An 18,554-nucleotide genomic window follows, 5' to 3' on the forward strand; every position below is an offset into this window, starting at 1 on the left:
TCTCTTCGGAAGCGGCGGGTTGTAAGGGTGGGGAGTCCATGGGGGTGCGCTCCGCCTGGCGCGCACCCCCATGGATCAGCCGTGGATGAGAGTTACGGCTGGATCAGGTAGAGACGGTTGATGTCGATGTAGCTCGAGTTGGTGCTGTACCGAGCGCCACCGATGTTGGAACCGAAGAGCTGGAGCTGCTTCGAGTAGTAGACCGGAGCAGCCGGGTTGATCTCCTCGACGATGCGCTTGTGCGCCTCTTCCCACTTCTTGGCCGCGGCCGTCGGCTCCAGGACCAGTGCCTCCTGGATGAGCTCGTTGACCTTGGCGTCGTTGATGTGGGAGTAGTTCGGCTGACCGTCGGCGACCAGCTTGCCGTCGTAGACCGGGGTGACGACCGTGGACTGGGAGGACCAGTCCTGGCCCCAACCGGTCATGTACAGGTCGAAGCCGTTGTCGAGCTTACCGATCTGCTCGTAGAAGGTCGCGCGCTCGATCTCCTTGGCCTGGACGTCGAAGCCGATCTTGGCCAGCGCGTCCTTGATGATGACCATCTGCTTCTGGCCACGCGGGGTGTTGGAGTAGGCGTAGGTGAGCTTCGTTCCCTTGGCGACACCCGCCTCCTTCAGCAGCGCCTTGGCCTTCGCCGGGTCACCGTTGGGCTTCTTCAGCTTGCCGAACGGGTCGTACGTCGGGTCGAAGCCCGGCAGGGTCGGCGCGAACAGACCGCCCGCGAGCTCGCCGCCGTACTTGCCGCCGTCAGCCTGGATCATGGACTGGTTCGGGAGCGCGTAGGTGATCGCGTCACGGACCTTCTTGTCCTTGAGGCGGTCCAGGTTGAAGCTCATCTGCCACACGTAGGGCTGGTAACCCTTGATCGTGCGCTTGTTGACCGCCGCGTTGCCGATCACGGACGACGTCTGGGCCGGGTCCACGGAGTCCGTGAACTGCATGGCGTTCTTGGCGTCGCCCTGGTCGGCGATCAGACGCTTGGTCTGGCTGGCCTGGTCGATCGTGGTGGTGAAGTCGTAGCCGTCCACGTACTGGTGGCGAACCGCGTCCGTCTTCGCGTCCCAGTTGGTGTTCTTGACCAGCTTCAGGGACTTGCCGGGCTTGTACTCGGCGATCTTGTACGGGCCGAGCGACTTGGGGGCCTTGTCGTACTTCTCCTTCGTGTCCGCCTTCGCGGGCACGATGGCGTAACCGGCCATGGAGAGCGCCTGCGGCAGGTCCGGACGCGGCTTGTCGAAGTTGAAGACGACCGTCTTGGCGTCCGGCGTCGACAGCACGCTGTCGGGCAGGTGCTTGCCCTTGTACGGACCGTCCGGCAGCGCCTTGCGGTAGTCGGAGCCGGAGAGCCAGGTCTGGACGAACGACGGGCCGTCGAAGATGACCTTCGAGTACTGACGCTCGATGGTGTGACGGACGTCGGCCGAGGTGATGGCGGTGCCGTCCTCGTCCTTGATGCCGTCCTTCAGCGTGTACGTCCAGGTCTTGCCACCGTTGGAGGACTTGCCGGCGTCGGTGGCGATGTCACCGACGACCGTCAGGTTGCCCTTGTCGTCCTCCTGGTAGTTCGTCAGCTTGCGGTGGACCAGGTTGGCGAACTGGCCCGCGTCGCTGACGTAGATCTGGCCCGGGTCCATGTGGGACAGGTCGGACTGAGTGTAGATGTTGATCGAGCCGCCGGGCTTGGCGCCCGGGACCTCGGCCGCCGGGCCGGTCGAGACAGCGGCGTCGCCGTAGACGACAGGCTTCGACTGGGACGCGGCGTCCTGCTTGGACTTGGACTCGTCCTTGGCGTCCTTGCCGTTGTCCTTGGAGCAGCCGGTGAGCGCCAGCGAGCCGGCAGCGGCCGCGATGATGATGGCGCGTGCGGAACGCGATCGAATGGGATTCATGATGCTAAGTGCACCTACCTGTCGGTTGTTATCCAGAGAAGTGCTGCCTGACCGTCCGGTTGCCCGGTGCGGGGGCGGCAGCCACCCCCGCCCATGGACGTCACCGTCCGGTCTTGGGGTCGAACGCGTCCCGGACCGAGTCACCAAGGAGGTTGAAGCACAGAACGAAAACCACCATGGCAATGCCCGGGAAGAACATGAAGGCCGGGTCCTGCTCGTAGATCCCGGCGCCGACAGCGAACATCCGGCCCCAGTCGGGCGTCGGTTCGACGAAGCCGACACCCACGAAGGAGAGGAACGCAATGCTCAGGATGGAGCTGGGCAGGGTGTACGTGCCCTGCACCAGAATCGGCGTCACGATGTTCGGCAGGATCTCCTTGCGCACGATCCGCCACCGCGAGGCGCCCGAGACCTTGGCCGCCTCCACGAACTCCCGCTCGCGCAGGGAGAGCACGGAGCTGCGGACCAGACGGGCCATGCCCATCCAGCCGAGGAACCACATCACCAGGATGATCGCGACGGCCCGCAGATAGGTCGGGGTCTCGTCCGTCGGGGAGACGAACAGCGCGGTCACGATGGGCATGAAGGCGATGAAGAAGAGCTGGTTCGGGAAGGACAGGAAGAAGTCGGTGACCCGGCCGAGCCAGTAGTCGACCTTCCCGCCGAAGTAACCGCCCACCATGCCGATGATCACGCCCGTGAGAACGCTGAGCACCGTCAGGACCAGGGCCATGAACAGCGACGTCCGCATGCCGTAGAGCAGCATGGTGAACACGTCCCGGCCCAGGTTCGGTTCGACACCGAACCAGAAGTCCCCGGAGACCCCGCCGAAGGAGCCCGTGGGCATGGCGAAGTCGTCGAGCAGGAACGGGTAGTCCGGTTCCTGCGCGTAGAGCGTGTAGGGGTTCTTGCCGTACAGGCTCGAGATCACCGGTGCGAGTGCGGCGACGACGAAGAAGAAGATGACCACGATGGCCGAGACCACGCCCGTGCGGTCACGCTTGAACCGCATCCACATCAGCTGCCCAGGAGAGCGGCCGACAGGCTTCTCGGCGTCCGCGGCGGTGGTCGTCGTCGCGGTCTTCTCGTCCAAGGCGACAGAGGCCGTGGCGTCCTCGGCCTCGATTGGACTGGTCATGATGTGTCCATTCACAGATGTCGGGTACCGGCGCCCCGGCAGGCTGCGGCGGTGAGTCGGCTGCACTCATTGCGTCAGGCCTGCTGTATGACGGTCCCCGGATGCCATCCGTCACCCCCGGAAGGGTTCGGTGACATGCCGACGCCTGACGGAGATCGCCTCAGGGCGGCAAGGAGCGCCAACAGAAGTGGGTTTCACTCCCGGGAACGCGAGTTGAGCGGTTTGCGGGTCTTGGAATCGTCAGCCGTTGCCGGCGACAGGACCAGGTGTATCGCTATGAACGAAACCGGCCTGAGGCGTCGTCCATGACGGCGCGCCCCCACTGGTGCTCAGAGCACCGCACATGGGTTCCTCCTCGTGAGTCCACGTAACGAATTTTGGTACCTGTCATCCGTCGACACCCCTGACGACGGAAAGAGTGGTACCCCGTGTGCTCGTGAGTCGACACTCCCACAGTGCGTGACCCATTGACCCGAGCTCAATAGGGCAACTATTAAGTACGACCGGGCTGTAAACCACACTTAAAGGGTCTCGGTTTCACAACATCAGGAACCCACGGTTGCCCGAAATCCGGACAAAGGGATCCCAGACAGACACCCGCGAAACGGACCGTTAACACATGTTCCGGAGAGCGGAGCCCGATATCCGGACAGGTCGGTCAGGAAAAACGGTTGACGAAAAGCCCGGACCCCCACAGTGTCTGCGGGGGTCCGGGCCTCATGTCAATGGGTCGCGCACACGGTTCGCCGACCGAAGTCGCCACCGGGGAAGAGCTGCGCACGCGCACCGACGGCCCGGGCCCCCTTCTTGCGAGGGGGACCCGGGCCGCGGTTCACTTCACCGTCTCAGCGGCTACGGGCACCATGCCTTGGCGGCACGCTGGACCGAGCCGGCCTTGGTCGACTGGGTGCACTTGATGGCACCCTCCGCAGTCTTGCTCCAGCTGCGCGCCTTGCCGTACCCCACGTTGGTGAAGCCTGTCCCCCTGCTGTTGCAGGTCTTGGCCTTGTAGTAGCCCTGGGCTGTGTAAGCCCCGCTGAACGCCACGTACGTGCCGGACCTGTTCAGGTTCAGCGTGACGCTCTCCGTCTTCTCCCTCGTCTTCTCTCCCGACTTGGCGAGGGTGCCACTGACATTGACGTCGAGGCTGGAGACGACCCAGGCGGCCGAGTAGCTGGCTCCCGCCGTGATTTCCCTGCTCGACGTGACCACGGCGCGCTTGGTCACGGACACCGTCCGCGACAAGGTGCCGCCGCTGGGCACGACGTATCCCTTGGCGTGCGTGATCTTCCAGTTCCGCTTGACGCTCGTCCACGCCCCGTGCTTGTAGCCGGGCTCGCAGACGATCGGTGCCGCCTGTGCGGCGGACGCGGATACGCCCGTCAGCAGTGACGCGGCAAGTCCCGAAACAGTCATCATCGCGACGAGTCTCATGCGCATGTGTGTGAACTCCATGTCCCCGTGAGGGCACCCCTGGTCAGGGAGTACCCGTCGACCATTTCGGCCGTACGCGGTCAACCTATCGGGCAAGGTCGTTCGCGGACAGGAAGATTCACGACAACAGCCGCCCGGGGCGCGCCGACGGCCCGCCAACCGCCTTGACTCGCGGTCGACGGGCCGTCATTCGGCACCGTGAGGTTGCCCGGCTGCCCGGGCCCTAAGGAACCCTGCGTTCCGGAATCCGGCGTCAGCCGTTCTTCGCACGCGAAGCCGTACGGCCGCGCTGCTTCTGGTCCAGGACGACCTTGCGGATACGGACCGTCTCCGGGGTCACCTCGATGCACTCGTCATCGCGGCAGAACTCGAGGGACTGCTCCAGGGAGAGCTTGCGCGCGGGCACCACGTTCTCCGTGGTGTCCGCGGAAGCCGCACGCATGTTGGTGAGCTTCTTCTCCTTGGTGATGTTCACGTCCATGTCGTCGGCGCGCGAGTTCTCGCCGATGATCATGCCCTCGTAGACCTCGGTGGTGGCCTCGGTGAAGATGACACCGCGCTCCTGGAGGTTGACCATCGCGAACGGCGTCACGACGCCCGCACGGTCCGCCACCAGCGAGCCGTTGTGACGGGTGCGCAGCTCGCCGAACCACGGCTCGTGGCCCTCGAAGAGGGAGTGCGCGATGCCCGTGCCGCGGGTCTGGGTCAGGAACTCCGTACGGAAGCCGATGAGGCCGCGGGACGGGACGATCCACTCCATGCGGACCCAGCCCGAACCGTGGTTCGTCATCGTCTCCATGCGGCCCTTACGGGTCGCCATGAGCTGCGTGATGGCGCCGAGGTGCTCCTCGGGCGAGTCGATGGTCATGCGCTCGATCGGCTCGTGCGTCTTGCCGTCGACCTGCTTGGTGACCACCTGCGGCTTGCCGACGGTCAGCTCGAAGCCCTCGCGGCGCATCGTCTCGATGAGGATCGCCAGCGCGAGCTCACCGCGGCCCTGGACCTCCCAGGCGTCGGGGCGCTCGGTGTCCAGGACGCGGAGCGAGACGTTACCGACCAGCTCCCGGTCCAGACGGTCCTTGATCTGCCGGGCAGTGACCTTGTGGCCCTTGCCGCCCTTGCCGACGAGCGGCGAGGTGTTCGCACCGATGGTCATCGAGATGGCCGGCTCGTCGACCGTGATGAGCGGCAGCGCGATCGGGTTCTCGGGGTCGGCCAGAGTCTCGCCGATCATGATGTCCGGGATACCGGCGATGGCGCAGATGTCGCCCGGGCCGGCCTTCTCGGCGGGCTTGCGGGTGAGCGCCTCCGTCATCATCAGCTCGGTGATGCGGACGTTGGACATCGTGCCGTCACGCTTGATCCAGGCGACGGTCTGGCCCTTGCGGAGCTCGCCCTGCTCGACGCGGCACAGCGCGATACGGCCGAGGAAGTTGTCGGCGTCCAGGTTGGTGACGTGGGCCTGGAGGGGCGCGTCCTCGTCGTACTCCGGGGCCGGGACCGCGGAGAGGATCGTGCTGAAGAACGGCTCCAGGCTGTCGCTGTCCGGCGGAACCGTGCCGTCTTCCGGCTTGGTCAGCGAGGCGACGCCGTCGCGGGCGCAGGCGTAGACGATCGGGAACTCGATCTGGTCCTCGTCGGCGTCCAGGTCCAGGAAGAGGTCGTACGTCTCGTCGATGACCTCGGCGATCCGGGAGTCCGGGCGGTCCGTCTTGTTGATGCAGAGGATGACCGGCAGCCGGGCCGTGAGCGCCTTGCGGAGCACGAAGCGGGTCTGCGGGAGCGGCCCCTCGGAGGCGTCCACGAGCAGGACGACCGCGTCCACCATCGACAGGCCGCGCTCGACCTCACCGCCGAAGTCGGCGTGACCGGGGGTGTCGATGATGTTGATGGTGATGACGTCGCCGCCATCTTTCGGGTGGTACTTCACGGCCGTGTTCTTGGCCAGGATCGTGATGCCCTTCTCACGCTCCAGGTCGTTCGAGTCCATCATGCGTTCGTCGAGGTTCTCCGCGGCGTGGGCCGCGAAGGCGCCCGCCTGCTTGAGCATGGCGTCGACCAGCGTGGTCTTGCCGTGGTCGACGTGGGCGACAATGGCTACGTTACGGATGTCGTGGCGCGTGGGCATGGGTGGCTTGCGCTTCTCTCGGATCGTGGGATCAGGCGTCTCAGTCGGTCTCGAGTCCTCGTACGCCCGCCGGGCTGACACGCCACGGCTAGTCCAATGGTACGGGCCCGACGCGTCCTGGGCTTCCCGGCCCGATCCGCAGGAGCGGACTCCAAGCAGTATTCAGCCGATATTCAGCCGGTATTAAGTCATCATCCGGCCTGTGACCGGCCGGACGGAGGGGTGTGGGGGAACGTGAGCAGCCCGGGTCTGGGCAGAAACCACCTTGCCCGCCGGGGGTCCCGGCGGGCAAGAGACTTGAGCTGATTCTGAGCTTCTGATACGGCCTTGACCTGCTACTTCTTACGATTCGCGGGGGAACCTGCCGCTTGTCGCCCGGTGAATCCGATGTCCTCGTAACGAGGTGCGGCAAAGCCGAAGGCACCCACGTTCGCGAGCTTCTTGTTCACGGCGACCAGCTGTGGCCGCTGATACAGCGGAATCGATCCTGCAGCGGCCCAGATCCGTGCGTCCGCCTGCTTCAGCAGGTCCCTGGAAGCCTCCGCGTCGAGCTCGGAGACGGCCTGGTCGAAGAGCTGGTCGATGTGGTCCGAACCGACCCGCGTGTAGTTCTGCTCGACGAGCAGAGATCCGTCGGTCGCGGGCTCCGGCTTGGAGTAGATCGGCCGGCCGTCGGTCGCCGGGTAGGCCGTGGCGGGCCAGGAGTACAGCGCCAGGTCGTAGTCGCCGGAGGCGATGTGGTCCTTGAAGTAGCTGTCCTCCGAGACCTTGATGATCTGCGTTCCGACGCCGATGGAGTCCAGCATCTCGACGATCTTGGCGCCTACGCTGCGCAGCGACTGCGAGCCCGGGCCCGACGGAAGGACGAAGCGCAGCGTCAGCGGCTTGCCGTCCTTCCCGAGCCGGCCGCGGACGGATGCGGGGGCCGGTGCCGCAGTGCCCACGGGGGCATAGGCGCCGGCGGGCGCGCCACCGGGCTGCCTGTCCTGGGCGGCGACCTTGACGTCGGCACCGTCTCCGGCGGCGGTGAGCCCGCCGGCCTGGCGCAGCAGGGCCGCGCTGTGGGCCGCGGCGGCCGGGGCCGTGGCGAGGACCCGGGCGGGCCGGTCGCCCGGCTTCTCGTCACCGACGATGTACATGCCTTCGTCGCGGGAGGCCTTGTCGTCCTCGCCTGAGTCGTCCGACGCGGCTTCGTCGGCCTTCGCGGGCTTCTCGGCCTCTTCCGCCTTCTCGGGCTTCTTCTCCGGCTTCTCCGCCTTCTCCGCCTTCCCGGACTTTTCGGGCCCGTGCTTCGCTTTCTTCTTCTCCTCGGCCTTGTCTGCGGCCTTCTTCCTATCGGCCTCGCTGCCGGCCTCCTTCGGCGTCAGGGCGGCTCCGCCCTGCGTCCAGCCCGCGTCGGCCAGCAGCGCCTGCGCCTCCTTGGTGTCCTGGTCGCCCAGCGCACCGCTGCCGTCCTTGTAGGCGGGCTGCCCGGCCAGGGCCAGGTGACTGCCGGGCGGCTTCGCCGGCAGGCCCAGCGGCTTCAGGACGATGTCGGCCAGCTCCTGGCGGTCCAGGGCCCGGGCCACCGCGCGACGGACCCGGTCGTCGGAGAGGGGGCCCGACTCCCCGTTCAGCGCGAGCTGTGTGTAGGCGGGCTCCAGGGACTTGCGTACGGCGAAGCTGCCCAGCGACTTCTGCTCGGCGGCGTACGCCGCGATGGCTTCCCGGTTCGCGGCGCGGGCCGCCTGTGCGGTCTCGGCGGCCTCCTCGTCCGATCCGTGGGCCAGCGCCCAGGAGCGCAGGGCGGCGGCGGGGGTGATGTCGGCTCCGGGGCCGTGGGCGGGCGGCTGTCCGTTCCCTCCCCGGTAGCGGGCCGCGAGGGCGATGCGGTTCGCGGTCGCCGGGTCGACGTCGGCGACGTCCACGGTGCCCGCGGTGAGTGCCTCGGCACGCTTTTGGGGTTCGACGGTCCGGAAGACCAGGGATTCGAGCTTGGCCCTCGCGCCCCACCAGCGCGGGTTCCGGTCCAGCGTGACGGTCCCCTTGCTCTTGTCCACGCTGCGCAGCCGAAACGGTCCTGCGGTGTTCTTGAGCGTGGTCCTCGCACCGTCGTTGAAGGTGCCCGGGGACCCGGTCACCTCCTTCGGGTACAGAGGGGAGAACAGTGCGCGCCAGTCCGCGTACGGCTTGGAGAAGGTGACTCTGACCTGCAGGTCGTCCTTGCCGCGTTCGATCTTCTCGATCCGCTCGTAGCCGGCGTTGCGCGCCGTCCAGTACGCCGAGTCCTTGCCGCTCAGCGCCCGCCACTGCGCGACGAAGTCGGCAGCACCGATCTCCCGGCCGTCGCTCCACACGGCCTGCTGGTCGAGCTTGTAGAGGACGACCTGCTTCGGCTCCTGCTCGATGACCTTCGCAGACTCCAGGTAGTCGGGGTTGAGCCTGGGCTCACCCCGCGCGTCCATCGGGAAGAGGGAAGGCAGCAGGGCCCCCGTGATCCGCGTGGTCGCACTGTCGGCGTCGGCCTGGAAGGTGTTGAGGGTGGCGGGCACCGCGTCGATCGCCCAGTTGAGCGTGGATCCCTCGGTGATCCGGCCACGGGCGGCCGGGGCGATGTCCTGGGGGACGGCCACCGAGGCTGTGCCCTCACTGCCCGAGCTGCAGCCGGCCAGCACCGGGATCGTGAGGACACCCGTCGCCAGGAGCGCGACCGAGCGGCGCTTTCGGGCCGTCCCCTGCGGGACGCCGACGTGGGCCATGGCTGATACCTCCGGGGCCGGCCCGGCCCACCCCGTACCGGAATGGACCGGATTATTCGTTCTGGTGGCATTTGCAGTTGATCACACTGGTTCGTTGCCCCACTGAACCCACCTCCACGCGCGCCGGACGGCAGACACGGCCCGTACGGCCGCAAACCTCACCCGTGCGGCCCACGCCACGCGCCCCGCCCACGGGGGCCTGCCGGACCCTTGTGGAGCGGCGGTGTGACGCGCAACACTCTCAGGCACACAACGCCGCACCGCCATCGCGGGAGGTTGGTCAAATCATGTCTCTGCACGATGAGTTGACAGCCGTTCAGCACTGCCTCGACGACCTGGTCCGCACAGTCGGCCGGTTGGAGCGGACCATCGCGCAGCTGCGCGCCGAAGACTTCGCCGCGACACAGACCTCCGGCCCCGACGCTCCCGGCGGCCCCGGAACCGGGGTCATCACCATCACCGAGACGCCGTACGACGCCACCTTGTGGACGGACTCGGACGACGAGGGTCTGGGCGTCCGCGGCAGGCACGCCTTCTAGGAGAGTTCCTTGGCCACCGGTACGGAACCAGGTACGGAACCAGGTACGGAACCAGGTACGGAACCACCGCGGCCCACCGCGCCGCCGGCGGGCACGACGGGCGCCGGGGCAGGAGTGCGCGAAGCGTCACGCGCCGCCATCGCCGCCCGCCATCTGCGCACCGACCGGTGGTGGCTGGCGCCCGCCGCGACCGCCGCCGGCCTCTTCGCCTTCATCGTCTACTCGACCTGGCGGGCGTTCTCGAACGCCGACTACTACGCGGCCCCCTATGTGTCGCCGTTCTACTCCCCCTGTCTGGCGGAGAACTGCGCACCCATGCGGGGCGGCCCGAACTGGGACGTCTTCGGCAGCTGGTGGGGCATCTCCCCCGCGCTGATCATCCTGATCTTCCCACTGGGCTTCCGGCTGACCTGCTACTACTACCGCAAGGCCTACTACCGGGGCTTCTGGGCCTCGCCCCCGGCCTGCGCGGTCGCCGAGCCGCACACGACCTACACCGGCGAGACCCGCTTCCCGCTGGTCATGCAGAACATGCACCGGTACTTCTTCTACGCCGCCGTGCCGGTCGCCGGAATCCTCACGTACGACACCGTGCTCTCCTTCCGCGACGAGCACTACGCCTGGGGCCACATGGGGCTCGGCTCACTGATCTTCCTGGTCAACATCGTGCTGATCTGGGCGTACACCCTCTCCTGCCACTCCTGCCGCCACATCATCGGCGGCCGGCTGCGGCACTTCTCCAGGCACCCGGTGCGCTACCGGCTGTGGGGCTGGGTCGGCAGGCTGAACGCCCGGCACATGCTGCTCGCCTGGGCCTCGCTCATCAGCGTGGCGGTCGCGGACTTCTATGTGTATCTCGTCGCTTCCGGCGCCTTCGACGATCCGAGGTTTTTCTGAATGACACAGCTCGAACGGCAGCAGTGGGACGTCGTCGTGGTCGGTGCCGGGGGTGCCGGGCTGCGCGCCGCGATCGAGGCCAGGGAGCGCGGGGTGCGTACCGCGGTCATCTGCAAGTCGCTCTTCGGCAAGGCGCACACCGTCATGGCGGAGGGCGGCATAGCGGCCTCCATGGGCAATGTGAACTCGGGCGACAACTGGCAGGTCCACTTCCGCGACACGATGCGCGGCGGGAAGTTCCTCAACCAGTGGCGGATGGCCGAGCTGCACGCCAAGGAGGCTCCCGACCGGGTCTGGGAGCTGGAGACCTGGGGTGCGCTCTTCGACCGCACTCCGGACGGAAAGATCTCCCAGCGCAACTTCGGCGGCCATGAGTATCCGCGGCTCGCGCACGTCGGGGACCGTACCGGCCTCGAACTCATCCGTACGCTCCAGCAGAAGATCGTCGCCCTCCAGCAGGAGGACTATCGCGAATTCGGCGACTACGAAGCCCGGTTGAAGGTTTTCCAGGAGTGCACGGTCACCCGGATCCTCAAGGACGGGGACCGGGTTTCGGGCACCTTCTGCTACGAGCGGGAGTCGGGCCGCTTCTTCGTGCTGGAAGCCCCTGCGGTGGTCCTTGCCACGGGAGGCATCGGCAAGTCCTTCAAGGTGACGTCGAACTCCTGGGAGTACACCGGCGACGGCCACGCGCTGGCCCTGCTCGCGGGAGCGCCGCTGCTGAACATGGAGTTCGTGCAGTTCCACCCGACCGGCATGGTCTGGCCCCCGTCGGTGAAGGGCATCCTCGTCACCGAATCGGTACGCGGCGACGGCGGGGTGCTGCGGAACTCCGAGGGCAAGCGGTTCATGTTCGACTATGTCCCCGATGTGTTCAAGGAGAAGTACGCGCAGTCGGAGGCGGAGGGCGACCGCTGGTACGAGGACCCCGACAACAACCGGCGTCCGCCCGAGCTGTTGCCCCGCGACGAGGTGGCCCGCGCGATCAACTCCGAGGTGAAGGCGGGCCGCGGCTCACCGCACGGCGGGGTGTTCCTCGACGTGTCGACCCGCATGCCCGCAGAGACGATCCGGCGACGGCTGCCCTCGATGTACCACCAGTTCAAGGAACTGGCGGACGTCGACATCACGGCGGAGGCGATGGAGGTCGGACCGACCTGTCACTACGTGATGGGCGGTATCGCCGTCGACTCCGACACCGCCCGCGCCCTCGCCGTCCCCGGGCTGTACGCGGCGGGCGAGGTGGCGGGCGGCATGCACGGCTCCAACCGGCTCGGCGGGAACTCCCTCTCCGACCTGCTGGTCTTCGGCCGGCGGGCAGGAGTGCACGCCGCTGAATACGCGAGCGCGCTCGAGGTGCCGCCCGTGGTGGACCAGGGCCAGATCGACTCGGCGGCGGCCGAGGCCCTGCGGCCGTTCGGTGCCGAGGCGCCCGGCACCGGCGGGGAGCCCCTGGAGAATCCGTACACCCTGCACCAGGAACTCCAGCAGACGATGAACGACCTCGTCGGCATCATCCGTCGGGAGCACGAGATGGAGCAGGCGCTGGAGTCGCTGGCGGCGCTCCGGGAACGCGCGCAGCACGCCGTGGTCGAGGGACACCGGCAGTTCAACCCCGGCTGGCATCTCGCACTGGACCTGCGGAACATGCTGCTGGTCAGCGAGTGCATCGCCCGGGCCGCACTGGAGCGTACGGAGAGCCGGGGCGGGCACACCCGCGAGGACTGCCCGTCGATGGAACGCTCCTGGCGCCCCGTCAACCTGCTCTCCCGGCTCGCGGAGAACGACGATCCCGTACGGGGCCGGATCGAGCTCGTACGTACGACGACCGACCCCATCCGTCCCGACCTGCTCTCCCTCTTCGAGAAGGAGGAGCTGGTCAAGTACCTCGCCGAAGAGGAGCTGTACGAGTGAGCAGCTACGAAGCCCGGTTCAGGGTGTGGCGCGGGGACACCGACGGCGGTGAGCTGAAGGACTTCACGGTCGAGGTGAACGACGGGGAGGTCGTCCTCGACATCATTCACCGGATCCAGGCCACCCAGGCGGGCGATCTGGCGGTGCGCTGGAACTGCAAGGCGGGCAAGTGCGGTTCGTGCAGCGCGGAGATCAACGGACGGCCCCGGCTTCTGTGCATGACACGCATGTCGGTGTTCCGCCGGGAGGAGACGATCACGGTCACTCCGCTGCGGGCCTTTCCGGTCGTACGCGATCTGGTGACGGATGTGACCTTCAACTACGCCAAGGCACGCGAAGTGCCCGCCTTCGTGCCGCCGCAGGGGGTGAAGGCGGGCGACTACCGGATGCAGCAGGTCGATGTGGACCGCTCCCAGGAGTTCCGTAAGTGCATCGAGTGCTTCCTGTGCCAGGACACCTGTCACGTGGTGCGCGACCACGAGGAGAACAAGGCGGCGTTCGCCGGACCGCGCTTCCTGATGAGGGTGGCCGAGCTGGACATGCATCCCCTGGACGCCGCCGCCGAGACGGGACTCGACCGGAAGGCGACGGCGCAGGAGGAGCACGGCCTGGGCTACTGCAACATCACCAAATGCTGTACGGAGGTGTGCCCCGAGCACATCAAGATCACGGACAATGCGCTGATCCCGCTGAAGGAGCGGGCCGTGGACCGGAAGTACGACCCGCTGGTATGGCTGGGGAACAAGATCCGGCGGCGGGAGGGGCCCTGACCGGGCTCGGAAACTGTCGGATGACCTCGGACCGGCCGCCCGGTCAGAGGTGACCCGGCGGCCTCTCAGCCGAGGAGCTTGACGATCGCGGCGGTGGTGTCGGTCTCGCCCAGCCTCGGGAAGATCTTCTCGACGCTGTTGCGGTGGGCGCCGCCGTCCATGTCGGTGACCGCGTCCGTGGCGATGGTGACGTGGTAGCCGTGCTCGTGCGCGGAACGGGCGGTGGACTCGACCCCGATACTGGTCGCGATACCCGTCACCACGATCTGGGTGATGCCGCGGCGGCGGAGCTGGAGATCCAGGTCGGTGCCGTAGAAGGATCCCCACTGCTGCTTGGTGACGACGATGTCGCCCTCGCGCGGCCCGAGCTCGGGCACGAGGTCGGCCCAGTCCGCGGCGGGCCGGCCGGCCGGCGCGGGGCCGTCCGTGCGGCCGGGGGCGCCGCCGGTGACACGGACCAGGACGACCGGGAGCCCCTTGGCGCGGAAGGCGTCTGCGAGGGTCGCGGAGTTCGCGACGACATCGGCGGCGGGGTGGGCGGTGGGGCGGTCGACGATGCCCTTCTGGAGGTCGACGACGACGAGTGCGGTCTTCGGGTCCAGGGTGGTGGCGGTCATGTGCGTACTCCTTGGGGTGCGGGGTCCGGCGATCAGGTGCGCCCGCGCAGGGCAGGGTCGCCGACGGTCAGGATGATCAGCAGAAGGCCCAGGACGGCGGAGACCGCCGCCATGAGGTGCAGTCCGGAGTCGCTCGCCGCGTCCGCGTAGGCGAGGGCGATCAGGCTGGACGCCGTGATGGCGCCGATGTACTGGGCGGTGCGCTGGAGCCCGGCTGCGGATCCGATGTTCTCGGGCGGTGCGTGGGCCTGGACGGCTGCCTGGTTGCTCGTACCTATGAGTCCCTGCGGGATGCCGAAACACGCTCCGGCCAGCAGCAGGACGGCGAGCGGGGTTTCGCCGGAGAGAAAGGCAAGGGTGCAGGCCCCGACGGTGAGCAGGACACAGGCGAGGGTCAGCGGGGCTCGCAGGCCCTTGGTACGGGCACCGAGGAGCGAACAGACGAGCGCGGCGACCGACATCGGCAGCATGAGCAGGCCGGTATGCCCCGGCGAGTAGCCACGCGCCTCCTCCAGCCATTGCGTGTAGCCGTACATCACGCAATAGATCAGCAGATAGCTCAGTCCGTGGCGCAGATAGGTGCGGGACAGTGCGCCGTTGCGCGCGAGCATCCGGATGTCTATGAACGGCTGCGGGCTCTGCAGTTGCCATCCGACGAGGGCGGCGGTCAGTACGGCGAAGGGGGCGAGCAGCCACCACATGGGGTGGGCGAGGTCCAGCAGGAAGAAGACGAGCACGGTCAGCGCGGTGGAGAAGAGGCCGATGCCGAGCGGGTCGAGCGAGAGCTTCGGAGTGCTCCCGTCGGCGGCGCGCCCGCGTGGTGGGTCGGCCGGGATCCAGAGCAGCGCCGCACCGAACGCCACGAGCGCGATCGGCACGTTGACGGCGAAGATGCCGCGCCAGCCGACGGCCACCACGAGCAGCCCGCCGAGTGTGGGGCCGACGGCGGCACTGCCCAGCGCGGCGAAGGAGAGCCGGGCCAGGACCGGGCGCGGCGCCACACGGCCGACACGCCGTGACTCGTCGCGCAGGACGGCCATGGCGGCCGGGTAGGCGGCCGACGTACCGATGCCGAGCAGGATCCTGGAGGCGATCAGGGTGCCGAAGTCGGGGGCGAGTGCGCCGACCAGTCCGGATGCGATCACGACGACGAGACCGGCCAGGAAGACCCGGCGGGGGCCGAGGGCGTCGGCGAGCCTGCCGAGGACGGGCTGGGCTATGGCGCTGGCGAGGTAGAGGACCGAGATGAGCCAGGCGGTGTCGGCGGCCCCGATGCCGAAGGCGTGGCCGATCGCCACCAGGGCGGTGGAGATCATGGTGGTGTTGAGCGGGTTGAGCAGGGAGCCGATCAGCAGAGGCGCGGTGAGTCGGGCGCTGAATCCGGGGGTGGGACGCGGACCTGATGCCGGCCCGGGCCCGGGGGTCTGTCGAGGCCCGGGGGTCTGTCGAGGCCCGGGGGTCTGTCGAGGCCCGAGGGTCTGTCGAGGCCCGGGGGTCTGTCGAGGCCCGGGGGTCTGTCGAGGCCCGAGGGTCTGTCGAGGCCCGGGGGTCCCGCTGCGCTCCGGGGGCACTTTGGGTGGTGCGCCGGATGCCGTGTCCGTCCTGCGACCGGTCACTTCTCGACCAGGCGGCCTATGAGCGCGACGGCCTCGGCGACCGTACGGCGTTCGTCCCCGTCCAGTTCGGCGGTGATCGCCTCGGCCAGCCAGCTCCGCTTGGCGGCCCGGACCTCGGCCAGCGTGGTGCGCCCGGCGTCCGAGATGGACACGACCGATTTCCGCCCGTCCGACAGGTCCGGGGCGCGGGCGACGAGACCCTGGCCCTCCAGTGCGCCGAGAGTCAGCCGCATCGACTGGGGCCGTACGAGCTCGGCACGGGCCAGCGCCGCCGTGGTCGCGGGCCCGTCCTCGTCCAGCCTGGCCAGCACCGACCGCTGGGAGGGCGTGAGCAGACTGTCCGCCGAGCTGGTGCGCAGCCGTCGGAGCAGCCGGCCCACCACTGCGGCGAGGTCCGTCGCCACGCGCTCGGCGCTCGGGTCGGCGGGCCTCTGCTCCCGGGGGGCCGGGGAAGTACTGGACATACTTCGACCGTAAAGATGGACAGGGCATCTTGCAAGGCAGCCTGTCTATTGTTCGGTAAAGGGATCCCAGGGAGCGAAGGCGGCGCGCGCCACACCGTTCGGTCTTGCTCGCCGGCCAGCCCGCGATCTAGGGTGAATGCGCTTTCAAAAGACGGGCCGGCACGGGGCCGGCCACCCGGAAAGCGCACGTACCAGCACACGCATCAGGCGCGTCGCTACGGATGAAGAAGCGGACGGTCCCTCGAGTGAGCGCCCCCACGGTGTACGACGTCGCCGAGCGGTCGGGCGTCTCCATTGCCACGGTCTCCCGGGTCTACCGCAACCCGGATTCCGTACGCGCCCAGACGCGCGATCGGGTCCTGGAGGCGGCCCGCGAACTCGGCTATGTCCCGAGCGGGAACGCCCGGGGGCTGGCCAGCCGCACCACCGGAGTCCTGGGCCTGTGCTTCCCGGACTACGCCGACCCGGACGCCGAGGCCGACGCGGAGGCCGACAGTGACGCCGACGACGCGGTGATGCTCTACTCCGACCAGATCATCCGGGGCATGGAACGGGCGGCGCGCCGGCACGGTTACGCCCTGCTGATCGCCGCGTCACTGGAAGGCGGGCCGGAGAGCCTCGTCGCGAAGGTTGCGGGACGGGTGGACGGCTTCGCCGTGCTGGCGCAGACCGTGCCGACCGAGGACCTCGAGGTGATATCCCGCCGGCTGCCGGTGGTGATGCTCGCCGGGCCGCGCGAGATAGATCATCTCGACCACATCGTCGTCGCGAACGCCGACGGGGAACGCGAGCTGGCCCGCCATCTGATCGAGGACCACGGCCTGCGCAGGCTCGCCTTCGTCGGGGGCGACCCCGATTCACCTGATGCCGAGGCACGGTTCCGTGGCTTCCGCGAGGCGTGCCGCGACGCCGGGCTGCCGGTTCCGGACGGACCGGACCTGCGGACGGAGATGATGACGCAGGCCGAGGGCGCACGGGCGGCGGAGACACTGCTCGACCGGGACTCCGAGCGGCCGCAGGCGGTGCTCTTCGCCAATGACCAGATGGCGGTGGGCGCACTGCGCGCGCTGGAGAGGCGCGGGGTCCGGGTCCCCGAGGACATCGCTGTGACCGGATTCGACGGCATCCCGCTGAGCCGGATCGTGCGGCCGTCGCTGACGACCGTGCGGCAGCCGATTCGACAGCTGGGCGAACAGGCCGTGGAGTTGCTGGTGCAACGACTGGCCGACAGGAACCGTGATCCCGTGTCGCTGGAGCTGCCCGTCTCCCTGGCCCGCCGGGCGAGCTGCGGCTGCGGCTGACCCGTAGTGCCGTCCGGCACCCTGCGCCGCACCGGGCGGCCCTCCGGGTCGTTGGGGCCACGCTCCGAGTCATGGTCCGAGCCACGCTCCGAAGAACCGCCGCCGACGGGTGGCGAGCTCGGCCAGCTCGGCTGCGCGCCCCTCGTACTCGAAGTGCCCGGCGCCCAGCACCAGCAGTTCCCGCGGGCCGGGCAGCGCATTGTGTACGGCGAGCTGGCCCGGCGGCGGAACCGCGGGGTCGAACAGCGCTGCGGCAACGAACGTCGGCAGCTCCAGCCGTGCGGCGGCCGTGGCGGCGTCGAAGTACCGCAGCACCTCCGCGACGCCGGGATGGTCACGGTGGTGCGCCCGCACCGATTCCCCGCTGCCGCTGCAGGGCAGGGTGAGCCGCAGCGGATGGTTGCCGAAGGTCGGAACGGTGAGCTGTGCGGCGCCGAACCGTTCGTCCCAGGGCAGCGCGAGTGCGCCCAGGCCGCCTCCGAAGCTCTCCCCGAGATAGCCGAGGGTGCCGCCGGGGCCGTGCAGCTCCGGCAGGAGCTCCTGGAGCGCCGTGGCCGCGCACCACAGGTCGGCCACGCAGTCGCCGATGACGTAGGTGTCGCGCGACCCGATGCCGTGCAGAACATGCCCGGCCGCCTCGCTGGGAATGCCGGGCCGCAGACCACGGCTGCCCATGCCGCGCACGCAGGGCAGGATCGCGGCGGACCGGGGTAGCGGCAGAGGCAACTCGGGGCCGGGGTCCTGCCGGCCGCCGTAGCCGTGCCCGATGACGAAGCCGTGCTCCGCGGGCCCCTCCACGGGCAGCGCCAGCCAGCCGCCGAGGCGCAGCCCGCCCACGGAGGTGAAGGACACCCCGTGCAGCCGGACGCCGTCGCGCTCGCCTTCCACCGGGCCGATCTCGGGAGCGGTGGCGACAGCACGGGCCTCGCTGTACCGCGCCTTCCAGAACGCCTCGAAACCCTCGGGTGCGGCCGGTGCCGGTACGCGCAGGAGCTCGTCGAGCGTGTGCCCGCAGGCCGGATCGAAGGGAAAGTCATGCGCGAAGTCACGGGCGGACGCAGCCATGGGCACGACGGTAGCGCGCTCACCTGCAGTCCCGAGTCCCTCCC

Annotated in this window: 14 protein-coding genes; 5 read left to right on the plus strand and 9 right to left on the minus strand. The window is 68.6% G+C overall.

Features of this window, described 5'->3' with window-relative positions:
- Nucleotides 1-92 precede the first annotated feature (92 nt).
- The 5 genes from ACFWBQ_RS22200 to ACFWBQ_RS22220 form a co-directional block, all read right to left on the minus strand.
- Nucleotides 93-1,889, minus strand: coding sequence for an ABC transporter substrate-binding protein (locus ACFWBQ_RS22200; RefSeq protein WP_385491643.1), 1,797 nt, complete (start codon nucleotides 1,887-1,889; stop codon nucleotides 93-95).
- A 100-nt stretch (nucleotides 1,890-1,989) separates the two neighbouring features.
- Complete coding sequence (locus ACFWBQ_RS22205; RefSeq protein WP_385491646.1) at nucleotides 1,990-3,027, minus strand: ABC transporter permease; 1,038 nt, start codon at nucleotides 3,025-3,027, stop codon at nucleotides 1,990-1,992.
- 852 nt (nucleotides 3,028-3,879) lie between these two features.
- Complete coding sequence (locus tag ACFWBQ_RS22210; RefSeq protein ID WP_385491649.1) at nucleotides 3,880-4,467, minus strand: hypothetical protein; 588 nt, start codon at nucleotides 4,465-4,467, stop codon at nucleotides 3,880-3,882.
- Between the two features lie 247 nt (nucleotides 4,468-4,714).
- Nucleotides 4,715-6,589, minus strand: a complete 1,875-nt coding sequence (typA, locus tag ACFWBQ_RS22215) for a translational GTPase TypA (RefSeq protein ID WP_385491653.1) — start codon at nucleotides 6,587-6,589, stop codon at nucleotides 4,715-4,717.
- 335 nt (nucleotides 6,590-6,924) lie between these two features.
- Nucleotides 6,925-9,327 carry an ABC transporter substrate-binding protein gene (locus tag ACFWBQ_RS22220; RefSeq protein WP_385491656.1) on the minus strand — a complete coding sequence of 801 codons (2,403 nt, stop codon included), beginning with the start codon at nucleotides 9,325-9,327 and terminating at the stop codon, nucleotides 6,925-6,927.
- Between the two features lie 287 nt (nucleotides 9,328-9,614).
- On the opposite strand from ACFWBQ_RS22220, the gene ACFWBQ_RS22225 reads away from it, so the two are divergent.
- Genes ACFWBQ_RS22225 through ACFWBQ_RS22240 form a run of 4 tightly spaced genes read left to right on the plus strand, consistent with a single transcriptional unit; the run spans nucleotide 9,615 to nucleotide 13,447 of the window.
- Nucleotides 9,615-9,866 (plus strand): hypothetical protein, encoded by a 252-nt coding sequence (locus tag ACFWBQ_RS22225; RefSeq protein WP_385491658.1) that lies wholly within the window; start codon nucleotides 9,615-9,617, stop codon nucleotides 9,864-9,866.
- Nucleotides 9,867-9,875: 9 nt separating this feature from the next.
- Nucleotides 9,876-10,763 carry a hypothetical protein gene (locus tag ACFWBQ_RS22230; protein ID WP_385491661.1) on the plus strand — a complete coding sequence of 296 codons (888 nt, stop codon included), beginning with the start codon at nucleotides 9,876-9,878 and terminating at the stop codon, nucleotides 10,761-10,763.
- Nucleotides 10,764-12,677, plus strand: a complete 1,914-nt coding sequence (locus tag ACFWBQ_RS22235; protein WP_385491663.1) for a fumarate reductase/succinate dehydrogenase flavoprotein subunit — start codon at nucleotides 10,764-10,766, stop codon at nucleotides 12,675-12,677.
- Entirely contained in the window at nucleotides 12,674-13,447 is a 774-nt protein-coding gene (locus ACFWBQ_RS22240; RefSeq protein WP_385491666.1) for a succinate dehydrogenase/fumarate reductase iron-sulfur subunit, read from the plus strand. The genes ACFWBQ_RS22235 and ACFWBQ_RS22240 overlap by 4 nt, the downstream gene beginning before the upstream one ends.
- Before the next feature lie 65 nt (nucleotides 13,448-13,512).
- On the opposite strand, the gene ACFWBQ_RS22245 is transcribed toward ACFWBQ_RS22240, so the two are convergent.
- The 3 genes from ACFWBQ_RS22245 to ACFWBQ_RS22255 are packed head-to-tail and all read right to left on the minus strand — an operon-like array spanning nucleotide 13,513 to nucleotide 16,144.
- Nucleotides 13,513-14,064, minus strand: coding sequence for an isochorismatase family protein (locus tag ACFWBQ_RS22245; RefSeq protein ID WP_385491669.1), 552 nt, complete (start codon nucleotides 14,062-14,064; stop codon nucleotides 13,513-13,515).
- A 32-nt stretch (nucleotides 14,065-14,096) separates the two neighbouring features.
- Nucleotides 14,097-15,635 (minus strand): MFS transporter, encoded by a 1,539-nt coding sequence (locus tag ACFWBQ_RS22250; RefSeq protein WP_385492105.1) that lies wholly within the window; start codon nucleotides 15,633-15,635, stop codon nucleotides 14,097-14,099.
- Nucleotides 15,636-15,676: 41 nt separating this feature from the next.
- A complete protein-coding gene (locus tag ACFWBQ_RS22255) occupies nucleotides 15,677-16,144 on the minus strand; it encodes a MarR family winged helix-turn-helix transcriptional regulator (RefSeq protein WP_385491672.1) in 468 nt (155 codons plus the stop codon).
- A 221-nt stretch (nucleotides 16,145-16,365) separates the two neighbouring features.
- On the opposite strand from ACFWBQ_RS22255, the gene ACFWBQ_RS22260 reads away from it, so the two are divergent.
- Nucleotides 16,366-17,445, plus strand: a complete 1,080-nt coding sequence (locus ACFWBQ_RS22260; protein ID WP_385491674.1) for a LacI family DNA-binding transcriptional regulator — start codon at nucleotides 16,366-16,368, stop codon at nucleotides 17,443-17,445.
- Nucleotides 17,446-17,514: 69 nt separating this feature from the next.
- Here ACFWBQ_RS22260 and ACFWBQ_RS22265 read toward each other — a convergent pair whose 3' ends face one another.
- Entirely contained in the window at nucleotides 17,515-18,510 is a 996-nt protein-coding gene (locus ACFWBQ_RS22265; RefSeq protein WP_385491676.1) for an acetylxylan esterase, read from the minus strand.
- Nucleotides 18,511-18,554 lie beyond the last annotated feature (44 nt).

Source organism: Streptomyces sp. NPDC060035 (genome assembly GCF_042736635.1).
Classification (GTDB): Bacteria; Actinomycetota; Actinomycetes; order Streptomycetales; family Streptomycetaceae; genus Streptomyces.

Excerpts from the sequence above, each read along its gene's own strand:
- ACFWBQ_RS22245 (WP_385491669.1), bottom strand. The coding sequence starts at position 14,064 with ATGACCGCCACCACCCTGGACCCGAAGACCGCACTCGTCGTCGTCGAC.
- ACFWBQ_RS22220 (WP_385491656.1), bottom strand. The coding sequence starts at position 9,327 with ATGGCCCACGTCGGCGTCCCGCAGGGGACGGCCCGAAAGCGCCGCTCG.
- ACFWBQ_RS22235 (WP_385491663.1), top strand. The coding sequence starts at position 10,764 with ATGACACAGCTCGAACGGCAGCAGTGGGACGTCGTCGTGGTCGGTGCC.
- typA (WP_385491653.1), bottom strand. The coding sequence starts at position 6,589 with ATGCCCACGCGCCACGACATCCGTAACGTAGCCATTGTCGCCCACGTC.
- ACFWBQ_RS22225 (WP_385491658.1), top strand. The coding sequence starts at position 9,615 with ATGTCTCTGCACGATGAGTTGACAGCCGTTCAGCACTGCCTCGACGAC.
- ACFWBQ_RS22255 (WP_385491672.1), bottom strand. The coding sequence starts at position 16,144 with ATGTCCAGTACTTCCCCGGCCCCCCGGGAGCAGAGGCCCGCCGACCCG.
- ACFWBQ_RS22210 (WP_385491649.1), bottom strand. The coding sequence starts at position 4,467 with ATGCGCATGAGACTCGTCGCGATGATGACTGTTTCGGGACTTGCCGCG.
- ACFWBQ_RS22260 (WP_385491674.1), top strand. The coding sequence starts at position 16,366 with ATGAAGAAGCGGACGGTCCCTCGAGTGAGCGCCCCCACGGTGTACGAC.
- ACFWBQ_RS22205 (WP_385491646.1), bottom strand. The coding sequence starts at position 3,027 with ATGACCAGTCCAATCGAGGCCGAGGACGCCACGGCCTCTGTCGCCTTG.
- ACFWBQ_RS22200 (WP_385491643.1), bottom strand. The coding sequence starts at position 1,889 with ATGAATCCCATTCGATCGCGTTCCGCACGCGCCATCATCATCGCGGCC.
- ACFWBQ_RS22265 (WP_385491676.1), bottom strand. The coding sequence starts at position 18,510 with ATGGCTGCGTCCGCCCGTGACTTCGCGCATGACTTTCCCTTCGATCCG.